The following is a 21906-nucleotide window of genomic DNA, read 5'->3' on the forward strand; positions in this document are numbered from 1 at the left end:
CCGGTCCTCGCCCCTGGACCCGCGAATCACAACAATAGCGCCTGCTGGAATCGGCGTGAAGAATCATTCGACGCAAAAATAATGCCGGGCGAAAAGTCAATCGCCCGGCATCAATATCTTGTAGTAAATTCGGCTTTGGTTAATAGCGGTAGTGTTCCGGCTTGAACGGGCCCTGCGGCGTGACGCCGATATAGGCGGCCTGCTCGCCCGATAGCTCGGTCAGGCGGGCGCCGAGCTTGTCGAGATGCAGGCGCGCCACCTTCTCGTCGAGATGCTTGGGCAGCACATAGACCTGGTTCTGGTACTGCTCACCCTTGGTGAACAGCTCGATCTGCGCCAGCACCTGGTTAGTGAAGGACGCCGACATGACGAAGCTCGGATGGCCGGTGGCGTTGCCGAGATTGAGCAGGCGGCCCTCCGACAGGAGGATCATCCGCTTGCCGTCGGGGAAGGTGATCATGTCAACCTGCGGCTTGACATTGGTCCACTTCAGATTGCGCAGCGATGCGACCTGGATCTCGTTGTCGAAATGGCCGATGTTGCCGACGATCACCATGTCCTTCATCGAGCGCATATGGTCGAGGGTGACGACATCTTTGTTGCCGGTGGTGGTGATGACGATGTCGGCGGTCGGTGCCGCATCTTCCAGCGTGACCACTTCAAAGCCGTCCATCGCCGCCTGCAGCGCGCAGATCGGATCGACCTCGGTGACCTTGACGCGGGCGCCCGCGCCCTTGAGCGAGGCCGACGAGCCCTTGCCGACGTCGCCATAGCCGCAGACGACCGCGACCTTGCCGGCCATCATCGTATCGGTGCCGCGGCGGATGCCGTCGACCAGCGATTCCTTGCAGCCATATTTGTTGTCGAACTTCGACTTGGTGACCGAATCGTTGACGTTGATGGCCGGGAAGGGCAGCAGGCCCTTCTTCTGCAACTGGTACAGCCGGTTGACGCCGGTCGTCGTCTCTTCGGTGACGCCGCGGATCGCCGCCTTCTGCTTGGTGAAGAAGCCCGGCGAAGCCTTCAGGCGCTTTTTCACCTGGGCGTAGAAGTATTCCTCTTCCTCGCTCTGCGGATTGGACAGCACGTCCTCGCCGGCCTCGGCGCGGGCGCCGATCAGGATGTACATGGTGGCGTCGCCGCCATCATCGAGGATCATGTTGGAGAGGCCGCCATCGGCCCACTGGAAGATCCTGTCGGTGTAGTCCCAGTACTGCTCGAGGCTCTCGCCCTTGACGGCGAAGACCGGAATGCCGGCCTCGGCGATGGCCGCGGCGGCGTGGTCCTGGGTCGAGAAGATGTTGCAGGATGCCCAGCGTATGTCGGCGCCGAGCACCTTCAGCGTCTCGATCAGCACCGCTGTCTGGATGGTCATGTGCAGTGAACCGGTGATGCGCGCGCCCTTGAGCGGCTGCTTGGCGCCGAATTCCTCGCGGCAGGCCATCAGGCCCGGCATTTCGGTTTCGGCGATATCGAGTTCCTTGCGGCCCCAGCCGGCAAGCGAGATGTCGGCGACCACATAGTCTTTGCTACCCGTCATGGCAGTGCTCCGATACGAATTGTTATGCGAATTTTTAGCGGATGCGCCCGTGCCGGAAGACATTTCCAAGGCGCGAATTGCCGGCCTGCCTAGCAGATCAGGCTTCACACGACAATGGGATATAAAGAAATCTTTATTCGTGCATGTCTCGGAGGACTGACTCGGGGTCAGCACTCTTCGCCGAAACGGGAGGCGACAAGCTGCTCCAGCGCATCCATGACCTCGAGCGCCTCCGGGCCGCTGGCAGTGACGCGGATCGAGTATCCCGGGCTGGCGGCCAGCATCATCAGGCCCATGATCGAGGTGCCGCCGACCCTGACGCCGTCCTTCTCGACATGGACCGAAGCGTTGAAGCCGCTGGCAAGCTGGACGAACTTCGCCGAAGCGCGCGCATGCAACCCGCGCTGGTTGACGATCGGAAACTCCCGGACGATCTGGTCTTTTTCCGGGGATATCGCGTTCATTTACTGCTCAGAAGCTGGCTGGCGACGTTGATGTATTTGCGGCCCGCGGCCTGCGCTTCATCGAGCGCCGCCGCCATGTTGTCGCCCTTGCGGATCGACGACAGCTTGATCAGCATCGGCAGGTTCATGCCGGCGATCACTTCGGTTCGGCCGGACTCCATCACCGAGATTGCAAGGTTGGATGGCGTGCCGCCGAACATGTCGGTCAACACGATCACACCTGCTCCCGTATCGACACGGGCGACCGCGTCGACGATGTCGCGGCGACGCTGCTCCATATCGTCGTCGGCACCGATCGCCACGGTTTCGAAATTGTCTTGTGGCCCGACGACATGTTCGACGGCATGTCTGAACTCGGTGGCCAGTTGACCGTGCGTTACAAGCACGAGTCCGATCATTCTTTGGTGGCTCCCGTCATCGCCGCTTCACAGGCGCATTTTATGTTCGCCAGCCATTCCAGGCGGCGGGAGCGCTATCTTGTCGACGCGCGGCCCGTTGACAAGCCCAAAATTGCGCCGGCCCATGCCATTTTGACGCATTGCAGCAAAAAACCCAGGGCGGATCATAGAAAAGGCGCGATCGATAGCCGTGCCATCACGGCGGGCAAGGCAACCGCGACATTGCGCTCGCCCAGATCGATGCACGCCACCGTGCAGCCGGCGAGGTCGTCGCGGACGTCCTCCTGGAAGCGTGCGATTTCGGCGGCCGGCAACAGCCGCACATGCAGGTCGACGACGCAGGCCGGCTCGAACGGCAGAGGCCGTGGCCCAAGTCCCGGTACTTCGGCCAGGCCCTCGATGGTGGCGGGCGCACGGCACACCAGCCGCCCCGCATGGGCTTCGACGAAGAGCTGATCGTCGCCGACGAGCCGCGAGAACAATCCGCGCCGCATGCAATGGCCGATCAGCGTCAGCGCCAGCGTCGTCTTGCCCGACCCGGACGACCCGGTGATGAAGATGCCGCGCTCGCCGATCAGCAGTGCCGTGGCGTGAACGTTCTCAGGCCGCACGTCGCAATCCATAACGATCGGCGATCATCCCTCGGCCGGCAGCGTCACGACGAAGCGCGCACCCTTGATCTCGCCGGGCTTGGTGCCGGGGATGTTTTCGGCGGTCAGCGTGCCGCCATGGGCCTCGACGATCTGCCTGGAGATCGACAGGCCAAGCCCCGAATTCTGGCCGAACGCCTCGCCGGCGGGCCGATCGGTATAGAAGCGTTCGAAGATGCGGTCGATGTTGTCGGCGCGGATGCCGGGGCCATTGTCGTCGATGGTCAGGATGTTGAACTTGCCGGCGCGCCCCAGCGACAGGCTGATGTGGCCATGGTCCTCGGGCACGAACGAGCGGGCGTTCTCGATCAGGTTGGTGATGACCTGGCCGATGCGCAGATCATGGCCGACGACGACATAGCCCTTGGCGCCCTGCGGCAGCTTGGCAATCTTGAGCTCGATCTCGACCGCCTTCTTGTTGCGCGTCGTTTCACGCGAAACAGCGACGAGGTCGGTGACGAATTTCTTCAGGTCGACGGTGCCGGCATCTTCGCGCGCCAGTTCCGCGTCGAGGCGGGAGGCGTCGGAAATGTCGGTGATGAGACGGTCCAGCCGTTTGACGTCATGCTGGATGATCTCCATCAGACGTGCGCGTGAGGTGTCGTTCTTCGCGAGCGGCAATGTTTCGACGGCACTGCGCAGCGACGTCAGCGGGTTCTTCAGCTCATGCGACACATCGGCGGCGAAACTCTCGATCGCCTCGATGCGCGCATAGAGCGCGTTGGTCATGTCGCGCACGGCGACCGACAGATTGCCGATCTCGTCCTGGCGGTCGGAAAAGTCGGGGATTTCCTCGCGGCTCTTGACGCCGCGCCTGACCCGTACGGCAGCGGCCGACAATCGGCGCAGCGGGTTGGCGATGGTGGAGGCCAGGAGCATGGACAGGATGGCGGTGACGAGCGCCGCGATGCCGAAGACGCGCAGGATCGCCTTGCGTTCGGCGGCGACGATCTTGTCGATGTCGCCGCCTTCGGTCGACAGCATCAGCACACCGAGAACGGCGCGAAAACGCTGGATCGGCACCGCCACTGAGACGATCTGCTCGCCCTGCTCGGAGACGCGCACGATGGTCGACGGGCTGCCGGTAAGCGCCTTGACCACTTCGGGGAAGGCGGCGCCGTTGCCGCCAGGCTGCTCATGATAGACCGGCAGGTCAGTGTTGCGGAAGAAGTCGAAGATGAACTTCTGGATGCGCTCGACGAGGTCGGGCTCTTCCTCTTCGACCGGCGGCAGGTCGTAGCGCAGGATCTGACCGCGCGAATAGAGATGGCGCGAATCCAATAGCAGGTTGGCATCGCGGTCGTAGATGCGGGCACGGGTGCGGGTCGGTGAGATCAGCCGCCGCAACACCGGCGCCACGCGCTCTGGGTTGATCGGAAAATCCAGATTGTCGAGTTGGTCCGAGCCAGGTCCCAGGCTTTCGCCGGCCTGCAGCTCGAGCAGCTTTTCCGGGTCGATGCTGATCGAATCCGTCTCGACCGTCGCCGACGCCGCGATGGCGCCGGCGATGATCTCGCCTTGCGTCATCAGGCTTTCCACGCGCGCGTCGATCAGCCCGTCGCGGAAGGTGTTGAGGTAGAGGATGCCGGTGACCAGGACAGCCAGGCCGGCAAGGTTGAGGAAGAGGATACGCCGCGTCAGGCTGGAAAAGATGTGGTGGCCGAGGAACCGGCGCATCGGCACCGTGATTTTCGACACGAAGGAAGGCATGATGCGCGACGGCCGCCTGGCGGCGCCCGTCGACCTGCCTCGCTGTGCTTCCACTGCCATCGAATAGCAGCTCCCGCTAGTCCTTGGTTTGATGCATGTCGCAGTCCCGAGCCCGGGACCGCTTTTGGTCGACATACATCAAATTATGCTTCGCGGAACCGGTATCCGACTCCGTAAAGGGTTTCGATCATCTCGAAGTCGTCGTCGACGGCCTTGAACTTCTTGCGCAGCCGCTTGATGTGGCTGTCGATCGTGCGGTCATCGACATAGACCTGCTCATCATAAGCCGAATCCATCAGCGCATCACGGCTTTTTACCACACCGGGGCGTTGCGCCAGCGAATGCAGGATCAGGAACTCGGTGACGGTGAGCGTCACCGGCTCGCCTTTCCAAGTGCAGGTATGGCGTTCCTGGTCCATCACGAGCTGGCCGCGCTCGAGCGAGCGGGCCTGCTGGCTGGGCGCTTTTGCCGCGGCCTCGCGGGCGCTGGCCCGGCGCAATACCGCGCGCACCCGCTCGACCAGCAGGCGCTGCGAGAACGGCTTGCGGATGAAGTCGTCGGCGCCCATCTTGAGGCCGAACAATTCATCGATCTCGTCGTCCTTGGAGGTGAGGAAGATCACCGGCAGGTCGGATTTCTGGCGCATCCGGCGCAGAAGTTCCATGCCGTCCATGCGCGGCATCTTGATGTCGAGGATGGCGAGGTTCGGCGGCCGGGCCGCCAGGCCTTCCAGCGCGGACGCACCATCCGTATAGGTCTCGACACGATACCCCTCGGATTCGAGGGCGATCGACACCGATGTCAGAATGTTGCGGTCGTCATCGACAAGCGCGATTGTTGCCATTTCAAGCGGCTCCCTCATGAGCTGTCCCTTCTGTCGTAAGAGAAGGGGCTTTTGCAGGACAAATTAGGTACAAAATGTGGCATAGGCCTTGTCCGCTGTCACGAGCGGCGTGCCGGCGGCCACAATCCTACCTCGACACGGATTGGACGAACGATAACCGCCAATCCTTTGGGCAACCACGAAACTTTTTGCATATATAAACGATTTAAACAACTTTCAAAATTTTTAAATCGATTAATGATTTGATATCATTTGGCTTTTCTGGTTCTGACCATCTTGGCCTGCTTAGCAGGTGTGCCGGAAATATGCCGGTAAAGATGCGGCAAATCTTGAGAAGGGTCACCAATGTCGGAAGTCGGCAAACGCAATCCTGCCTGCGCGATCGATCGTATCGGTCTGAAAACCTCCGGCGTGGTGCGCTATAACTTCGGTGCGGCTGCCCTTTACGAGGAAGCGATCCGGCGCGGTGAAGCCCGCCTGACCGCGCATGGCGCGCTTGTCGCCGAGACCGGACAGCACACCGGTCGCTCGCCCAAGGACAAGTTCGTCGTTCGCGACGGTGCCACCGAACCGCAAGTCTGGTGGGACAACAACAAGGCGATCTCGCCGACCCAATTCGACGTTCTGCTCGCCGATTTCCAGGCCCACGCCGCGGACAAGGATCTTTACGTGCAGGATCTGGTCGGCGGCGCCGACGCGGAGCTCAAGCTGCCCACCAGGGTGATCACCGAATTTGCCTGGCACTCGCTGTTCATCCGCAACCTGCTCATCCGTCCCGACGCGGCCGAACTCGAACGGTTCGTGCCCGGGATGACCATCATCGACCTGCCGTCCTTCCGTGCCGATCCCGCCCGCCACGGCAGCCGCACCGAGACGGTGATCGCCGTCGACCTGACACGCAAGATCGTGCTGATCGGCGGCACCTCCTATGCCGGCGAGATGAAGAAGTCGGTGTTCACCATGCTCAACTACCTCCTGCCGGAGAAGGGCGTGATGCCGATGCACTGCTCGGCCAATGAGGGACCGGCCGGCGATGCCGCCATCTTCTTCGGCCTCTCGGGCACCGGCAAGACCACGCTGTCGGCCGATCCGTCGCGCACATTGATCGGCGACGATGAGCACGGCTGGGGTCCGCACGGCATCTTCAATTTCGAAGGCGGCTGCTACGCCAAGACCATCAAGCTGTCGGCGGAAGCCGAGCCGGAGATCTTCGCCACCACGCAGCGCTTCGGCACCGTGTTGGAAAACGTCGTGCTCGACGCCGATGCCGTGCCGGATTTCAATGACGGCCGGCTCACCGAAAACACACGCTGCGCCTATCCGCTCGACTTCATCCCCAATGCCTCGAAGACCGGGCGCGCCAATCACCCGAAAAACATCATCATGCTGACCGCCGACGCTTTCGGCGTGATGCCACCGATCGCCAGGCTGACGCCGGCGCAGGCGATGTATCATTTCCTCTCCGGCTATACGGCCAAGGTGGCCGGAACGGAAAAGGGCGTGACCGAGCCCGAGGCGACCTTCTCGACCTGCTTCGGCGCGCCGTTCATGCCGCGCCATCCCTCGGAATACGGCAATCTTCTGCGCGAGCTGATCGCCCGCCACGGCGCCGATTGCTGGCTGGTCAACACCGGCTGGACCGGCGGCGCCCATGGCACCGGCAGGCGCATGCCGATCAAGGCGACGCGCGCCTTGCTCGCCGCCGCCCTCGACGGTTCGCTGAAGACGGCCAGGTTCCGCACCGACGCCAATTTCGGCTTCGAGGTGCCGGAGGCCGTGCCTGGCGTCGACAGCGCCATTCTCGACCCGCGCTCGACCTGGACCGACAAGGCTGCCTACGACCTGCAGGCGGCAAGGCTGGTCGGCATGTTCGCCGTCAATTTCGAGAAATTCGAACCGCATGTCGATGCAACCGTCATGGGCGCGGCGCCCCACATGCAGGTAGCGGCGGAGTAATCGCCAGGGCATCGTTGTCACTCAGCACCATTGAAGGCCCGGTTTCGATCGGGCCTTTTCTTTTTCGGTCCGCCGCGCCATGACTGCGGCATGCCGATCGACGACGACATCATCATATCGGGCGAAGCCGTGATCCGCCCGGGCGACCTGCACGAGGATTTCATCCGCTCGTCCGGTCCCGGCGGCCAGAATGTCAACAAGGTGGCGACGGCGGTGCAGCTTCGCTTCGACGCGCAGAACGCGGAGGGCCTGTCGGAGCGCGTGCGCGAGCGGACCATAAAACTTGCCGGCCAGCGCGCCACCAAGGACGGTGTCATCGTCATCGAGGCCGGGCGCTTCCGAACCCAGGAACAGAACCGCGCCGATGCGCGGGCGAGGCTCGCGGCACTGGTGGCCAAGGCCGCCGAACCACCGCCGCCGCCGCGCAAGAAGACACGGCCGTCGAAAGGCGCGGTCGAGCGACGGCTGAAGAGCAAGGCGGGACGCGGCACGATCAAGAAGCTGCGCGGCCGGGTGGAAAACGATTAAGCACCACTATCATGTGTACAATCGGTCTCCCATTCTTTGTCCGTCAACCGCCTTTGGCCAATTGGGAAACGCGAATTCACCGCCCATTCCCGCTTCCGTAATTTTCAGGGAGATCGACGACGGTTTTCGGATCGCCCCATGCCTGTGATGATGGCATCTTGCGGCTCCGAACATCCGCGAGGTGAGCCAAATCCATGCTCGTTCTGCCCAAGGGCGTCCGCCACATGCCGGCCCATCTGTCCCGCGCCGTCCAGGAGACACTGGTCGAGGAGGTGAGGAGCATCGTCCAGCAAGCGCCGCTGTTCGTGCCGGCCATGCCGCGGACCGGCAAGGAGATGAGCGTGCGCATGACCAATTGCGGTCCGCTCGGCTGGGTCACCGACAAGGAACGCGGCTATCGCTACCAGCCGATGCATCCGCTGACCGGAGAGCCTTGGCCGCCTATCCCCGACAGCCTGCTCGACCTGTGGCGGCAGGTGTCGGGCTATCCGAATCCACCGCAGGCCTGCCTGATCAATTTCTACACGGCCGACGCGAAGATGGGCCTGCATCAGGATCGCGACGAGGCCGATTTCTCGGCACCGGTCGTCTCGGTCTCGCTGGGCGACGACTGCCTGTTCAGGGTTGGCCAGACAACGCGCGATGGCGCCACCAAATCGTTCAGGCTGAAGAGCGGCGATGTCGTCGTGCTTGGCGGCGAGGGCCGTCTTGCCTTCCATGGCGTCGACCGCATCTATCCTTCGACCTCGGCGCTGCTCAAGAACGGCGGCAGGATCAATCTGACGCTGCGGCGGGTGACGAAGCCTGAGTGAGCGAGCTATGGGCATCCGAGCGCCGCGCATAGACTTCAATATAGTCCCCACTCGCGATTTCCTCATAATCCTCCATCAAGATTTGGAAATCCGCATTCTGGCGCATCCACACGATCCAAATTGGCGGAAAGTTCGCCGTCAGCGGCCACGCTGATTTTTTCTTGTTTAGCCGATCCATCAGGATGATATCGGGCCTGTTGTCCCGGATCAGGGAATTGACGTAGCGAGTATAACTATCAAGGTCCTGCCGCGCGATGCGCTCGTCCTCGCCTTGGTACTCACCCCGCATCAGTCCCCAAAGCGCATAGGTGCCAACCCAATCATGAGCATAGGCCGACAGCCAGCGACCGTTGGTCATCCTTGTCAGCGGATTGCCGACTGACAGGTCGGAACTGACCTGGACGACCGAAGGCGAGGCATAACGGCTCTTGATGGCATCGACCAGGCTTTTCTCAGGCAACTGGTAAGACTGGTGGTGCATCACCGAAAGTGCAACGATCACAGCCAGCGCGGCTGCGGCGTGGAGCCTGACGCTGGCTACCTCGGAAGCAGCCTCTGTATTTGTAAGACCAAGCGCCATTCTCCATCGCGATGCCACTGCCAGCAGCATCGCGACCAGCAACGTAGCCTGATAAGGATACTGGTGATTGGGCCAGTATTTTCCCAGGTAAAGCATGGAGACGAAGAAGCCAGCGGCACTCGCCACCGCCAGCGCAACGTCGTCTCGCCAGACTGATCTACGCATCTGGAAGACCGCGAAAACGACAAAGACCGTAAAACTCGGCAATGCGGCGAAAATGTTTACGTTGGCTCGCAGGCTGACATAGTAGCGTAGCAGCAATTGTAGGAAGGCGCCAAGAAATTCGGGAAACCATATATACACGCTGACGAGATAGGCAGCGCAAACTGTGAAGATGACGACGTTTTCGGCAGTCAAGCACGCCATTGCCGAGCGTTTGCGCCAAGCGATAAAGAGATAGGGCAGTACGATGCCAGCTGCCCAATGTGGTTTGACCAGAACCAGCACACTTCCCGCTAGGCCGACCGCCACGGCAAGGCTAAGAGGAACCGATGCAGCCGCACGGGGTTCAATCCGCCACATCATCAGGAACAGCATCGGCATGAACAACATCGTGCCAATGTGCTCGCGCTGGCCGAAAACATTACCAGGCATGATGAGAAGCAAAACCGCTAGCGCGGGATATATCCATTGCGTCTTCACATCGACGAAAATTCGGCTTCGCTCGATGACGACCGCCGACAGCGCAATTGAAACGAAAAAAACCATATAAATAAAGAATTCAATCGCCGATTCCGGCGAAATGCCGAGCCTTTGAGACAGCCATACCGGCCCAATATAGAGGGCGACGGAAAAAGGTGGATTGGTTTCTAGAATATCGACATAGAGCTTCTGGCCATCAAGAACCTTTTCGCAGATAAGAATGAGCCAGCTAACATCGGTATTGTCGCCGGCTGCCCATGGCATAAAAAGCGAGAACACCACCACGGTCGCAACAAGCCAGACCGCTGACAAGCTTCCGATCGAAGACGCAAAGCCAGTCGCGGTATTGATGTTTCTTACATTTGCCACGCTCGGGACCGCTCCAACAAACATCACTTTTACGCAGAACGACGAAATCCTGGGAGCACAGCTACGCCTGCCTCTGTAATTGAGGAACCCGAGCCGATGTGGTCGAAAGCAGAAGCCGATCGTGCGGTCGCGCCCAGCGTATCAAGCAGCATCGAGATAGGTGCCACCGGTGCCGCCCCACGGCAGTGCTCACATCGATCACCCGCTGCCCCCGAAATCGCTGGAACTGACCCTGAAAGCTAGCGGGGATTACCTAAAGGGCTGTTAATCGCGCATCGTGGCGCCTTCCCGTTATCAGCCAATGAGCAAGAATTCCGCCGAGACAAGCTGGAAAGGCAATGCGCCATAGGCGGCGACCGTCGCCTGATCGTCCCATTGGCGGAACTGCCGCGACGGCCGAAATATTTGCCATTGGCAAGGTTGAGCACCACGGCCTCGCCATCGAGGGATTCGAAAACGATATCCCGGCAAGGCAAGCTGTGCCGGCAAGGTGCCGACCATTTCTGCGATCAGTTCGGTATCAAGCCTCGATTTCCAGCGACGACAATGGCTTGGAACAACAGGCCAGGATGAAGCCATCGTCGACCTCATGATCGAGGATGCCGCCATTGTGGCTCATCTCGACGCTGCCGGAGACTTTCTTCACCTTGCAGGTTCCGCACAGGCCGAATTCGCAGGCCGCCGGTATCCGCACGCCCGAGGCACGCGCCGTCTGCAGCACGGTCTGGCCGGCGACGCATTCGGCGTCGACATCCGAAAGCGCGAATCGGATCGGCGTCGCGGCTTCGACGGGGATAGCCACACCGTCCTGCGCCGGCGCCGCGAACGGCGCCGGGATTTCCTCCACGGTCGGTGCGGCAAAGCTCTCCTGATGGTACTTTGTCATGTCGAAGCCGGCGGCTTCCAGCATGCCGCGCACGGCGCGCATGAAGGGATCTGGGCCGCAGCAGAAGATTTCGCGTTCGCGGAAATCGGGTGCCAGGAGCGGCAGCCGGATGGCGTCGATGCGGCCCATATGGCCGTACCAGCCCTCGCGGCTCGACCGCTCCTCGATCATGAAGCCGAGCGACAGGCCCGGCATATGGCCACCGAGCAGCTCGAGCTCCTTGCGAAAGATGATCTCTTCCGGGCGCCGCGCGCAGTTGACGAAGCCGACATCGGTCCATGGCGCGCAGTCGTTCAGCCAGCGCAGCATCGACATCATCGGCGTCACGCCGGAACCGGCCGAGACGAACAGATACTTCGCCGCCGGATGGCTGTGCAGTGAAAAGTCGCCGCCTGGTCCATAGGCCTTGACGTGCGAGCCCGGCGCCAGGTGACCGAACATCCAGCGTGTGCCGACGCTGCCCGCCTGCGCCTTCACCGTCACCGCGATCGAGAACGGCCGCGACGGCGAGGACGACAGCGTATAGGTACGCATCAGCGGTCCGTCCGGCGTCGGCAGTTCCAGCGTCACGAACTGGCCTGGCTTGTAGCGGAACCAGGTCTGGTTGTCGGACCGGAAGGTGAAGGTCTTCACGTCCGGCGCCTCGTCGCTGACGCCGGTCACTTCCAGCACCTGCAGCCTGTCGTTCCAGGGCGCCATCTGGTCGAGATGACGATAAAGGCCAAGGTCGGTCATCGCATTCATCCCTCAGCCTCTCATGCGACGCTGCGCAGCGCAGGCCGGCCACCTTCGGCAAGGCGCGGTCCGATGAAGCGGGCATACCAGTCGACGAACTGGATCACACCGCCCTCATGCAGCTCGGAATAGGGGCCGGGCTCGTAAGCGGGCGATAGGATACCGAAGGCGTTCTCTTCGACGATGCGGCGATCCTGGTCGTTGGTTTCGGTCCAGACATGGGTGAGTTCGGCGAGATCGTAGTCGACGCCCTCGACCGCATCCTTGTGTACCAGCCATTTGGTCGTCACCGCCGTCTCCGTGGCGCTGACCGGCAGCACGCGGAAGGTGACGGCATGGTCGATGAGGATATGATTCCAGGTTGTCGGGTAGTGATAGTGCATCAGCGTGCCGATCCGGTCGCCCGAGACGCTGTCGGACAGGTTCTTCTTCACCGCCCGCTTGCCGGTCATCGTGTAGCTCTGGGCATCGCGCAGCAGCGGCGCGCGGGTGGCGCGGTATTGCCCGGCCGGGTCGATGCGGAATTTGCTGGGTAGGCCAGCAGCCTCGCATTTCGCCCAGTGCGCCAGCATCTCCGGATCGCTGTCGGCCCCTTGCACGCCGGTCACGGTCGGTGCTTCCGGGAAGGTCTTGCACAGCTCCGGATGATTGCCCGCACAATGATAGCATTCGCGGTTGTTTTCCCAGACCAGCTTCCAGTTGCCCTTCTCGATGATCGTGCTCTCGAAGGCGATCTTGGCCTCGCTGAGCCGGTGCGGCTTCAGATAGGGCTCGATCATCGCCCGCATCGGCGCGAAGTCGGCGGGCTCCTTGGCCAGGCAGATGAAGACATAGCCGGCGACGCTTTCGCAGGCGACCGGCTTCAGCCCGAACTGGCTCTTGTCGAACCCATCGGCCATCTGGCGGGCGAACAGCAGCCGGCCGTCGAGCTCGTAGGTCCACTGGTGATAGGGACAGACCAGTTTGGCGGCCATGCCCTTGTCGGTGTTGCAGACGCGGCTGCCGCGATGGCGGCAGGAATTATGGAAGGCGTTGATCTTGCCCTGCTGATCGCGCACCAGCACGACCGGATAATCGCCGATCTGCACGGTGATGAAGCTGCCCGGCTTGGGCAATTCGCAATCATGGCCGATGAACAGCCAGTCGCGATACCAGATCAGCTCCATGTCCAGCTTGAAGTAGTCCGGGTCGGTGTAAAAGGGCTGTTCCAGCGAAAAGCCTTGTTTGCGGCTGTTCAAGAGCCTCAGCATGTCGTTGCGCGCGTCCATGTCCTGTCCTCAGTTTCAAGGACTGAACTGGTGGTGATTGAGGAAGGACTGGACGCAGATCGGCAAAAAGCCGGACAAACACCATCCGCCTCTTGACCGCCCACCGCGATCAGTCGAGTTCTAGCCATCTCGGGCTGGTTTCCGGGCTCTGGAGTTGTCCTTGCGGACCATCGCGACACCTTCCCAGGCCTTCGCCCAGTGGTCTCCCGTTGCGACTTGAACTCCACCACCGTTGCGGGGGCAGCGCCGGAATCTGACCGGCTTCCCAATTCTCCGCTCCGTCGTCACGCAGCGGCACCTGAGATGCCTGATCTAATCACGACAGGCTTTGCGACATCGGCACGAAAGCGACATCGCATCCATGCGGCGCGACACGCACGCTGGATCGTCGTGACAGGGTCGTAGCCGTTGGAATCGACCTCCGTCGGCAGACGCGCCGGCACCGTTTTCGACCCCTTTGCCGCGGACGAGAAGGTTAACGGTTTCAAAAAGTGACTATTAGCAGAGTCTAAAATCGAACCGAACGGTTCGTTTCTGTTGACGGTGCGTGCAAGACGGTGTGAACGCCGAGCCTCCGACACAGTTGATGATCGAGGCGTTGGCTTTAGATAACCAATTGATATCACGAAGAAAAAGAGCGGATGTGGAAAGCCCTGGTACAATTTCAAGTAGTGGAGTCATGGTCCACGCTGAACAACTTCGTGATTGGAAACGGCCGTGGGGCTCTCCCACATCGGGGCTGTCCGAACGACGCGATTTTAATCCCAAGACACGCCGCTAGACGGACGGAAAAATACTGGAGTACCCAAAATGAAAAAGATTGTTCTCACTGCCGCCGCCCTTCTGGCGATTTCCGGCAGCGCCTTCGCTGGTAGCGACAATTACGGTTCGAACGGCGCCAATCAGCCCGCAGCAGCCGTGGACAGCTCGTACACCGCTTCGACCGGCAAGTCGGAGCCGGCTGCTCATGCGCCTGTGACGGGCGCCGACCACAACCTCTTCGGCAACAACTAACAGCCGATCCCGGGCACGCGGCGGGGCGACCCTGCCGCGCCGGTGGATGCCACAAATTCAGGAGTACTTAAAATGAACAAGATCCTCATTGCTGCCGCCGCCGTCCTGGCCCTCTCCGGCAGCGCCTTCGCCGGCAGTGACAATTACGGTTCGAGCGGCGCCGACCAGGCCGCTGTCACTTCGACCGACAACTCGAACACAGCGTCGATCGGCAAGTCGGCTTCGGCCACGCAGGCGCCTGCCCAGCAGGGCAGCGATCGCAACCTCTTCGGCCGTTAACGGCCCGTCCACGAGCGGCGGGCTAGCCCGCCGCTCGTGGAATTCAAGAAATCAGGAGTACTTAAAATGAACAAGATCCTCATTGCTGCCGCCGCCGTTCTGGCCCTCTCCGGCAACGCCTTCGCCGGCAGCGACAACTATGGCTCCAATGGCGCCAATCAGCCCACTGCGTCGTCGACCGTCAATGTCGACACGTCGCATACGGGTTCGATCCGCAACAGCGACTCGCCCGTCTACAAGCTGCTCAATTCGTCCGGCGACGTGCAGAAGCCGGCCCATCAGGGTGCCGATCGCAATCTGTTCGGCAACAACTAACAGATCCGGACCATAGACATAGACAAAGAAGAGCGGCGGGCCATGCCCGCCGCTCTTTTTGCGTTGTCGAGAACAGTTGGTCTCAGGCCGCCTTTGCTTCGACTTCGTGCAAGGCAAAGGAGCGACCGTCGGCATCGAAGATATGAAGGTCGCCGGCATTGGCGGTCAGCCGCAACGTCGAGCCGCGCTTGACCTCGACATTGCCCGGCAACTTGGTCACCAGCGGCAGGTCGGCCCGGCCGATGTCGATATAGACCAGCTGGACCTCGCCGAGCTGCTCGAGATAATCGACCGTCCCCTCGAACAGATAGTCGCTACCACTGGCGATCGCGAGATCTTCCGGCCGCACGCCGAAGCTGACCGCCGCTCCCTTTGCCGAGGCAGGCGTCGCGATCGGTACCGTCGCCTTGCGTCCGCCGACATGGCTGATGATGGTTGGGTTGCCCGTCTTGTCGACCGTCGCCGGCAGGATGTTCATGGCCGGCGAGCCGATGAACTGGGCGACGAAGAGGTTGCCGGGGTTCTTGTAGAGCTCCATCGGCGTGCCGACCTGCTCGATGTGGCCGTCCTTGAGCACGACGATGCGGTCGGCCAGCGTCATCGCCTCGACCTGGTCGTGCGTGACGTAGATCATGGTCGTGTTGGGCATGGATTCCTTGAGCTTGGCGATCTCGATGCGCGTGGCGACGCGCAGTGCCGCGTCAAGGTTCGACAGCGGCTCGTCGAACAGGAACACTTTCGGATTGCGCACGATGGCGCGGCCGATGGCGACACGCTGGCGCTGGCCGCCCGACATCGCCTTGGGCAGGCGGTCGAGATATTTGGTCAGCTGCAGGATTTCGGCGGCCTGCCGCACCCGCTTGTCGATCTCGGCCTTGCTTTCCTTGCCGATCTTCATCGAGAAGGCCATGTTGTCGTAGACGGTCATGTGCGGATAGAGCGCGTAGGACTGGAACACCATGGCGATGCCGCGCTTCGACGGCGGCACGTCGTTGACCACCTGGCCGTCGATCCTGAGTTCACCCGAGGTGATTTCCTCGAGCCCAGCGATAGAGCGCAGCAAGGTCGACTTGCCGCAGCCCGACGGACCGACGAAGACGATGAACTCGCCCGATTTGATGTCGAGGTCGATGCCGTGGAGAATGTTGAGATTCCCGTAGGACTTCTTCACTTGCCTCAAATTGACATCGGCCATTGATTTCCTCCAGTGATTCTTCGGATGTTTCAGCCTATGCGCCCGAACCAGGCGCCGTAACCGCCGAGTTCGATCGAGCCGGTGCCCGCCTGCACGGAAAACCCGTGTCCCGCCAAAGGTTGCAGGGTTCGGTTGCCGAGGTCAACCTTCGCCGGCGCGGCAGCCAGATTGAAGACGCAGACGACCTCCTCATTGCCCGCCCGGCGCGTGAAGGCGACGGTGTCGCCCTGGCTTTCGATGAAGGTGATGTCGCCCTTGGCCAGCGCCGGATGGGCGCGGCGGAAGGCAAGAAAGCGCCGGTAATGCTCGAGCAGGGAGGTTTGGTCACCTTGCTGCACGTTGACCGCCTTTGACAGATGCTTGGCTGGCACCGGCAGCCAGGGCTTTGCCTGGGAGAAGCCGCCATTCCTGGCGCTGCCATCCCATACCATGGGCGTGCGGCAGCCGTCACGGCCCTTGAATTCGGGCCAGAAGCGAATGCCATAGGGGTCCTGCAGGTCCTCGAAGCGCAGATCGGCCTCGCCGAGCCCGAGTTCTTCGCCCTGGTAGATGCAGACCGAGCCGCGCAACGACATCAGCAATGCCGAGATGACCTTGAGATAAGCGGTCGGGTCGGCTTCGTCGGCGGCCCAGCGCGAAGCCGGGCGCATCACGTCATGGTTGGAAAACGCCCAGCACGACCAGCCGTCGCTGGCCACCCTGCCAAAAGCTTCCAGCACCGAGCGGACCTTGGCGGCGCTGATCTTTTCCGGCGCCAGGAAGTCGAAGGAATAGCACATATGCACGCGCTTGCCGCCGGCGGTATAGGCGGCGACCACGTCCAGCCCGCGCTGCGAATCGCCGACTTCGCCGACCGCGGCGGTGGCCGGATACTCGTCGAGCAGCGCCCGGAAGCGCTCGAGGAAGGCGAGGTTCTCCGGCCGGCTCTTGTCGTAGATATGATCCTGGTAGTTGTAGGGGTTGACCGCTGGCGCCGTCTGGTCATTGCGCTGTTCCGGCGGCAGCGGCGGGTTGTTTTCCAGCCCCTGGCTGTGGAAGTAGAAATTGATGGTGTCGAGGCGGAAGCCGTCGACGCCGCGCTCCAGCCAGAAGCGGGTGACGTCGAGCAGCGCATCCTGGACCTCGCGGCTGTGGAAGTTGAGGTCCGGCTGCTCGGCCAGGAAATTGTGCAGGTAGTATTGCTGGCGGCTGGTGTCCCATTGCCAGGCCGAGCCGCCGAAGATCGACAGCCAGTTGTTGGGCGGCGTGCCGTCGGGCCTTGCGTCCGCCCAGACATACCAGTCGGCCTTCGGATTGGTGCGGCTCGAGCGGCTTTCCCCAAACCAGGGATGGATGTCGGCGGTGTGCGACAGCACCTCGTCGATCATCACCTTGAGACCCAGCCGGTGTGCCTCCGCCGTCAGGGCGTCGAAATCCGCCAGCGTGCCGAACATCGGGTCGACGTCGCAATAATCCGAGACGTCGTAGCCGAAATCCTTCATTGGCGATTTGAAGAACGGCGAGATCCAGATGGCATCCGCGCCAAGAGCGGCAATGTAGGGCAGCCTGCCGATGATGCCCTTGAGGTCGCCGATGCCGTCGCCATTGGAGTCCTGATAGCTGCGCGGATAGATCTGGTAGATCACCGCGCCCCGCCACCAGTCGCGGTCGACGGCGGGGTCTGGTTTCGAAGTCGCCTTCAAAGCCGATTGCATGGTCTCAACCTCCTTTCACCGAGCCGGCCAGCAGCCCGCGGACGAAATAGCGCTGCAGCGAGAAGAAGACGATCAGCGGCACGATGATGGTGATGAAGGCCGATGTCGTCAGGATCTCCCAGTTGCCGCCACGCGAGCCGAGCAGCGCATTGAGCTTGGCCGTCAGCACGATCTGGTCGGGCGCGGTTCCGAGGAAAACCATTGCCACCAGGAGATCGTTCCATACCCACAGGAATTGGAAGATGGCGAAGGAGGCGAGTACCGGGAAGGACAGCGGCAGCACGATCTTGACGAAGATCTCGAAATCGCTGGCGCCGTCGATGCGCGCCGATTCCATGATCTCGCGCGGCAGGCCGGCAATGTAGCTTCGAAGCAGATAGATGGCGAAGGGCAGGCCGAAGCCGGTATGCGCCAGCCAGATGCCGAGATAGGTCTTGGACGGCACGCCGAAGAAAGTGCCGACGCCGTTGTAGAGCCTGAGCAGCGGGATCAGCGACATCTGCAGCGGCACCACCAGGAGGCCGATGATGACCGCTATCAGCAAGGCGCGTCCGGGAAACCGCATCCAGGCCAGCGCGTAGGCGGCAAAGGCCGCGATCAGGATCGGGATCACGGTCGCCGGGATGGTGACCGTCAGCGAATTCATGAAGGAGCGGCCGATGCCTTCGGAGAACAGCACGGTCTGGTAGTTGTCGGGGGTGAATTTCGGCGGCGCCGACGAGGCATAGTAGACGCGCTGGCCGCGATCGCCTTCGAAGGCCTTGGGCGATGCCATGACGAAGCTGCCGTCGGCACTGACCTGCAGGGTCACCCCGTCACCGAGGTCGGCCGATGTGCCGGCCGGATATTGTGTAGGTGCTGCCGCCTTGACGCCGAAGGCGCTGATGTTGCGCTTGGCGCCGTCGCCGAAGATGTTGCCCTCGAGGACGAACTTGCCGTCCTTCTGTGTCTGCGCGGAGGCGGGCGGCAGGCGCCCAGCCTCGGTCTGGCTGGAGCTGGCGAAGGAATTCCACCAGCCCGAGGCGATGATCTGGTCCTTGTCGCGCAGCGACGAGACGAGGATGCCGAGCGTGGGGATGGTCCAGATCACCACGAAGACGAGCACCGCGATATGGACGCCGAAACGGCTGGCGAAGGAATTTCCGGTCGCGACGGCCATATCAGTGCCCTCCCGTCTCTTTGTTGGCCTGGCGGATGTTCCAGATCATGATCGGAATGACCGCGATCATGATGATGATGGCAATGGTCGCGCCGCGGCCGAAGTCGCCGCCGCCGCGGAACATCCAGTCGAACATCAGATTGGCCAGCACCTGGCTGTTCCATTGACCGTTGGTCATGGTCAAGACGATGTCGAACACTTTCAGCACCAGGATGGTGATGGTGGTCCACACCACCGCGATGGTGCCCCAGATCTGCGGCACCATGATCTTCCAGAAGATCTGGAACGGGTTGGCGCCGTCTATGACCGCGGCTTCCAGCGTTTCTTCGGGGATGCCGCGCAGCGCCGAGGAAAGGATGACCATGGCGAAACCGGTCTGGATCCAGATCAGGATGATCATCAGGAAGAAGTTGTTCCAGAACGGCAGTGATATCCAGACCTGCGGCTGGCCGCCGAAATGCTGGATGATGGCGTTGAGCAGGCCGATCTGGATCTGGCCGTCGCCACGATATTCGTAGATGAATTTCCAGATCACGCTGGCGCCGACGAAGGAGATGGCCAGTGGCAGGAAGATCAGGCTCTTGGCGATCGTGCCCCACCATATCTTGTCGGTGAGCACGGCGATGATCAGGCCGAGGAAGGTGCAGGCCGCCGGCACCACCGCCAGCCAAAGGATGTTGTTCAGGATCGCGTTTCGCAGATCCGGATCGCGCAGCGCCCATTCGTAGTTGGCGAACCCCGCGAAACTCGTGCCGCCGCGGTCGAAGAAAGACAGCCACAGCGTCGCGATCACCGGATAGATCAGGTAGATGGTCAGGATGATCAGCGCCGGACCCACGAACAGCCAGGGCCGCACCAGTCCCTGCCGGCGCAGATTTTTGACGGCGGCCGTCCCGGACACCCCACGCGCTGGGAAGATCAGGTCGAGCAGTTTGTTGGCGCCCCAGAAATAGGCGACACAGCCACCGACGCCGATGATGATGACGAATATTGCCGAGAAAATCTGAGCCGCCATGGGTCCCTCTCCCTGCGCATGATCGGCCAGGCGATGCTGGCGACCGGATGCGCCGACTTTCAGTCATTCGGAACAATCGAAACGCGAAGGCTACGGCGGGCATCGCCGGTCTGGATCCGGGCGTAGCCCGGATCCAGTAGCAAGATCAGGAATGATCAGGTCGCGCCGCGGCCGCCTACTTGATGGCGTCCCAGCTCTTCTGGATGTCGGTGGCGACGTCCTGGGCGGACTTGCCGCCGACCAGGTCGATCATGCCGGTCCAGAAGGACCCGGCGCCGACCTTGCCGGGCATCAGGTCGGAGCCGTCGAAGCGGACCGTCGTGGCGCCGACCAGGATCTCGCCCTGCTTCTTCAGCGCATCGCTGCCATAGGCGTCCTTGTTGGCCCCCTTGAAGGGGGTGACGAAGCTCTTCTGCGCCATCCACAATTCATGCGCGAGCGGCATCTGCAGGAACTTGATGAATTCGCGCGACGCCTTGGAATCCTTGGTGATCATCACCAGCGTTCCGGCCACTTCCAGCGGCGTTCCCAGTTCCGGCTTGGAGGCGTAGGGCGGGTAGGGGAAGAAGTCCGCATCCTGGCCGAGCTTTGTGCCCTCGGGGAAGAAGGAGGGGATGAACGATGCCTGGTGGTGCATGTAGCATTTCGGCGGCACGGTGAAGAGGCCCTTCGGGCTGTCGCGGAAGTCGGTCGCCGCCACCGCCTTGGCGCCGCCGTCGACCATCTTGTCGTCGGTGGCGATCTTGCCGAAGATGTCGATGGCGTTGACCACTGCCGGATCGGTGAACGGGATCTCGTTCTTCACCCACTTGTCGTAGACTTCGGGCGGCTGCGTGCGCAGCATGATGTCCTCGACCCAGTCGGTCGCCGGCCAGCCGGTCGCGCCGCCCGAACCTAGCCCGATGCACCACGGCTTGCCGCCATCGGCGATGATCTTCTTCTCGAGTTCGGCGAGCTCTTCCTGCGTCTTCGGAACCTTGTAGCCGGCTTCCTGGAAATTGTCGGGCGAGTACCAGACCAGCCCCTTCACGTCGATCTTGTAGGGAAAGGCATAGAAGCCCGGCTTGCCGTCCTTGCCCGTATAGGTGCCGAGCTTGGCCCAGGAGTCACCGGCGGCGTAATTCTCCTTGACCCAGGCCGCGACGTCGTCGCCAAGCGGGGTCAGCACGCCCTTGGAAGCAAGGTCCTGGATGAGGCCCGGCTGCGGCAGGACGGCGATGTTGGGCGGGCTGCCGGCCTGGGTGTCGATGACGATCTGCTGCTCGTAATTCTCGGAGGAGGAATATTTGACCTCTGCGCCGGTGGCTTCGGAGAAATAATCGAGTACCGACCGGACGAGCGTCTCGTCCTCGCCGCGCCACGGTCCGAAGATCGACAGGGTCTCGCCCTTGAGGTCGATTTTCTTGAGGTCTTCATAATTCGCCCAGTGAAAGCGCTGGTCCTCGCCGGGCTTGAACTTCAAGTCGGCGTGCGCGGGCGCGCTCAGGGCGAATGCGGCAGACGCAACGCCCAGCAAAAGCATTTTCTTCATCGGTATTCCTCCCAGTGGGTCACACACACCGGACGGAACCTCCATTCCGCCCGCCGACGCCGCAGGACTGTGACTCAGTCGCAAGGGAACCGCAACCTTTCGAAGAGTCTTCCAAAGCGCTTTGGCTTTGTCGATCTCGCCATTGAATCGATCAGGAGTCAATAGGGTTCGCAAGTTAATCGATTTAATTGCTAGCAGCCACGGCTCGAAAGGTGCGCCGCAACATGCTTTTTTGGCGGTGCAACAGCAATTTCTGTTTCAAACCCGGGTCCGGCACGCTTATGGTCTCTGCGATATGGCCGCATCCCGGATCATGTTTGG

The 21906-nt window shown here is 61.8% G+C and carries 20 protein-coding genes and 1 riboswitch; of the genes, 6 read left to right on the plus strand and 14 right to left on the minus strand.

What is annotated here, in order from left to right:
* Positions 1-139: 139 nt before the first annotated feature.
* From ahcY to LB543_RS09765, 6 genes are all read right to left on the minus strand, one after another.
* A complete protein-coding gene (gene ahcY, locus LB543_RS09740; protein WP_140757227.1) occupies positions 140-1540 on the minus strand; it encodes an adenosylhomocysteinase in 1401 nt (466 codons plus the stop codon).
* A 167-nt stretch (positions 1541-1707) separates the two neighbouring features.
* Positions 1708-2004, minus strand: coding sequence for an HPr family phosphocarrier protein (locus LB543_RS09745; RefSeq protein ID WP_140757225.1), 297 nt, complete (start codon positions 2002-2004; stop codon positions 1708-1710).
* Positions 2001-2402, minus strand: coding sequence for a PTS sugar transporter subunit IIA (locus tag LB543_RS09750; RefSeq protein ID WP_010912939.1), 402 nt, complete (start codon positions 2400-2402; stop codon positions 2001-2003). Before LB543_RS09750 ends, LB543_RS09745 begins: the two co-directional genes overlap by 4 nt.
* Before the next feature lie 164 nt (positions 2403-2566).
* Complete coding sequence (locus tag LB543_RS09755; RefSeq protein ID WP_140757221.1) at positions 2567-3025, minus strand: HPr kinase/phosphorylase; 459 nt, start codon at positions 3023-3025, stop codon at positions 2567-2569.
* Between the two features lie 12 nt (positions 3026-3037).
* The gene (locus LB543_RS09760) at positions 3038-4822 is read right to left on the minus strand and encodes a sensor histidine kinase (protein ID WP_318012960.1); all 1785 of its coding nucleotides are present in this window, start codon (positions 4820-4822) and stop codon (positions 3038-3040) included.
* Positions 4823-4905: 83 nt separating this feature from the next.
* Positions 4906-5607, minus strand: a complete 702-nt coding sequence (locus tag LB543_RS09765) for a response regulator transcription factor (protein WP_010912942.1) — start codon at positions 5605-5607, stop codon at positions 4906-4908.
* 345 nt (positions 5608-5952) lie between these two features.
* Here LB543_RS09765 and LB543_RS09770 point away from each other — a divergent pair, with 345 nt between their 5' ends.
* The 3 genes from LB543_RS09770 to LB543_RS09780 all read left to right on the plus strand — a co-directional run bounded on the left by LB543_RS09770 (position 5953) and on the right by LB543_RS09780 (position 8903).
* Positions 5953-7563 carry a phosphoenolpyruvate carboxykinase gene (locus LB543_RS09770; protein ID WP_224613874.1) on the plus strand — a complete coding sequence of 537 codons (1611 nt, stop codon included), beginning with the start codon at positions 5953-5955 and terminating at the stop codon, positions 7561-7563.
* Between the two features lie 90 nt (positions 7564-7653).
* Entirely contained in the window at positions 7654-8091 is a 438-nt protein-coding gene (gene arfB, locus LB543_RS09775) for an alternative ribosome rescue aminoacyl-tRNA hydrolase ArfB (protein ID WP_140757215.1), read from the plus strand.
* 194 nt (positions 8092-8285) lie between these two features.
* Positions 8286-8903, plus strand: a complete 618-nt coding sequence (locus tag LB543_RS09780) for an alpha-ketoglutarate-dependent dioxygenase AlkB family protein (RefSeq protein WP_224613876.1) — start codon at positions 8286-8288, stop codon at positions 8901-8903.
* On the opposite strand, the gene LB543_RS09785 is transcribed toward LB543_RS09780, so the two are convergent.
* The 3 genes from LB543_RS09785 to LB543_RS09795 form a co-directional block, all read right to left on the minus strand.
* On the minus strand, positions 8866-10494 hold the full coding sequence (locus LB543_RS09785) for a hypothetical protein (RefSeq protein WP_224613877.1): 1629 nt from the start codon (positions 10492-10494) through the stop codon (positions 8866-8868). The genes LB543_RS09780 and LB543_RS09785 overlap by 38 nt on opposite strands.
* Positions 10495-11014: 520 nt before the next feature.
* Positions 11015-12115 carry a hybrid-cluster NAD(P)-dependent oxidoreductase gene (locus LB543_RS09790; RefSeq protein WP_224613879.1) on the minus strand — a complete coding sequence of 367 codons (1101 nt, stop codon included), beginning with the start codon at positions 12113-12115 and terminating at the stop codon, positions 11015-11017.
* A 20-nt stretch (positions 12116-12135) separates the two neighbouring features.
* Entirely contained in the window at positions 12136-13383 is a 1248-nt protein-coding gene (locus tag LB543_RS09795; RefSeq protein WP_224613881.1) for an aromatic ring-hydroxylating oxygenase subunit alpha, read from the minus strand.
* 114 nt (positions 13384-13497) lie between these two features.
* Positions 13498-13700, minus strand: a riboswitch (cobalamin riboswitch).
* A gap of 493 nt (positions 13701-14193) precedes the next feature.
* Between LB543_RS09795 and LB543_RS09800 the strand changes: the two genes are divergently transcribed.
* From LB543_RS09800 to LB543_RS09810, 3 genes are all read left to right on the plus strand, one after another.
* Positions 14194-14397: a DUF680 domain-containing protein gene (locus LB543_RS09800; protein ID WP_149905565.1), complete on the plus strand. Its 204-nt coding sequence runs from the start codon at positions 14194-14196 to the stop codon at positions 14395-14397.
* A gap of 72 nt (positions 14398-14469) precedes the next feature.
* Complete coding sequence (locus LB543_RS09805; RefSeq protein ID WP_224590857.1) at positions 14470-14676, plus strand: DUF680 domain-containing protein; 207 nt, start codon at positions 14470-14472, stop codon at positions 14674-14676.
* Positions 14677-14742: 66 nt separating this feature from the next.
* A complete protein-coding gene (locus tag LB543_RS09810; RefSeq protein WP_224590855.1) occupies positions 14743-14991 on the plus strand; it encodes a DUF680 domain-containing protein in 249 nt (82 codons plus the stop codon).
* 82 nt (positions 14992-15073) lie between these two features.
* Here the strand turns inward: LB543_RS09810 and LB543_RS09815 are convergent, their stop codons facing one another.
* From LB543_RS09815 to LB543_RS09835, 5 genes are all read right to left on the minus strand, one after another.
* A complete protein-coding gene (locus LB543_RS09815; RefSeq protein ID WP_224613882.1) occupies positions 15074-16186 on the minus strand; it encodes an ABC transporter ATP-binding protein in 1113 nt (370 codons plus the stop codon).
* 29 nt (positions 16187-16215) lie between these two features.
* Positions 16216-17880, minus strand: coding sequence for an alpha-glucosidase family protein (locus tag LB543_RS09820; RefSeq protein ID WP_224613883.1), 1665 nt, complete (start codon positions 17878-17880; stop codon positions 16216-16218).
* Between the two features lie 4 nt (positions 17881-17884).
* Positions 17885-19039 carry a carbohydrate ABC transporter permease gene (locus tag LB543_RS09825; RefSeq protein ID WP_140810989.1) on the minus strand — a complete coding sequence of 385 codons (1155 nt, stop codon included), beginning with the start codon at positions 19037-19039 and terminating at the stop codon, positions 17885-17887.
* Between the two features lies 1 nt (position 19040).
* Positions 19041-20054 carry a carbohydrate ABC transporter permease gene (locus LB543_RS09830; protein ID WP_224613885.1) on the minus strand — a complete coding sequence of 338 codons (1014 nt, stop codon included), beginning with the start codon at positions 20052-20054 and terminating at the stop codon, positions 19041-19043.
* Positions 20055-20229: 175 nt separating this feature from the next.
* Positions 20230-21585, minus strand: a complete 1356-nt coding sequence (locus tag LB543_RS09835) for an ABC transporter substrate-binding protein (protein WP_224613886.1) — start codon at positions 21583-21585, stop codon at positions 20230-20232.
* Positions 21586-21906 lie beyond the last annotated feature (321 nt).

It is taken from the genome of Mesorhizobium sp. ESP7-2, assembly GCF_020164715.1.
Classification (GTDB): Bacteria; Pseudomonadota; Alphaproteobacteria; order Rhizobiales; family Rhizobiaceae; genus Mesorhizobium.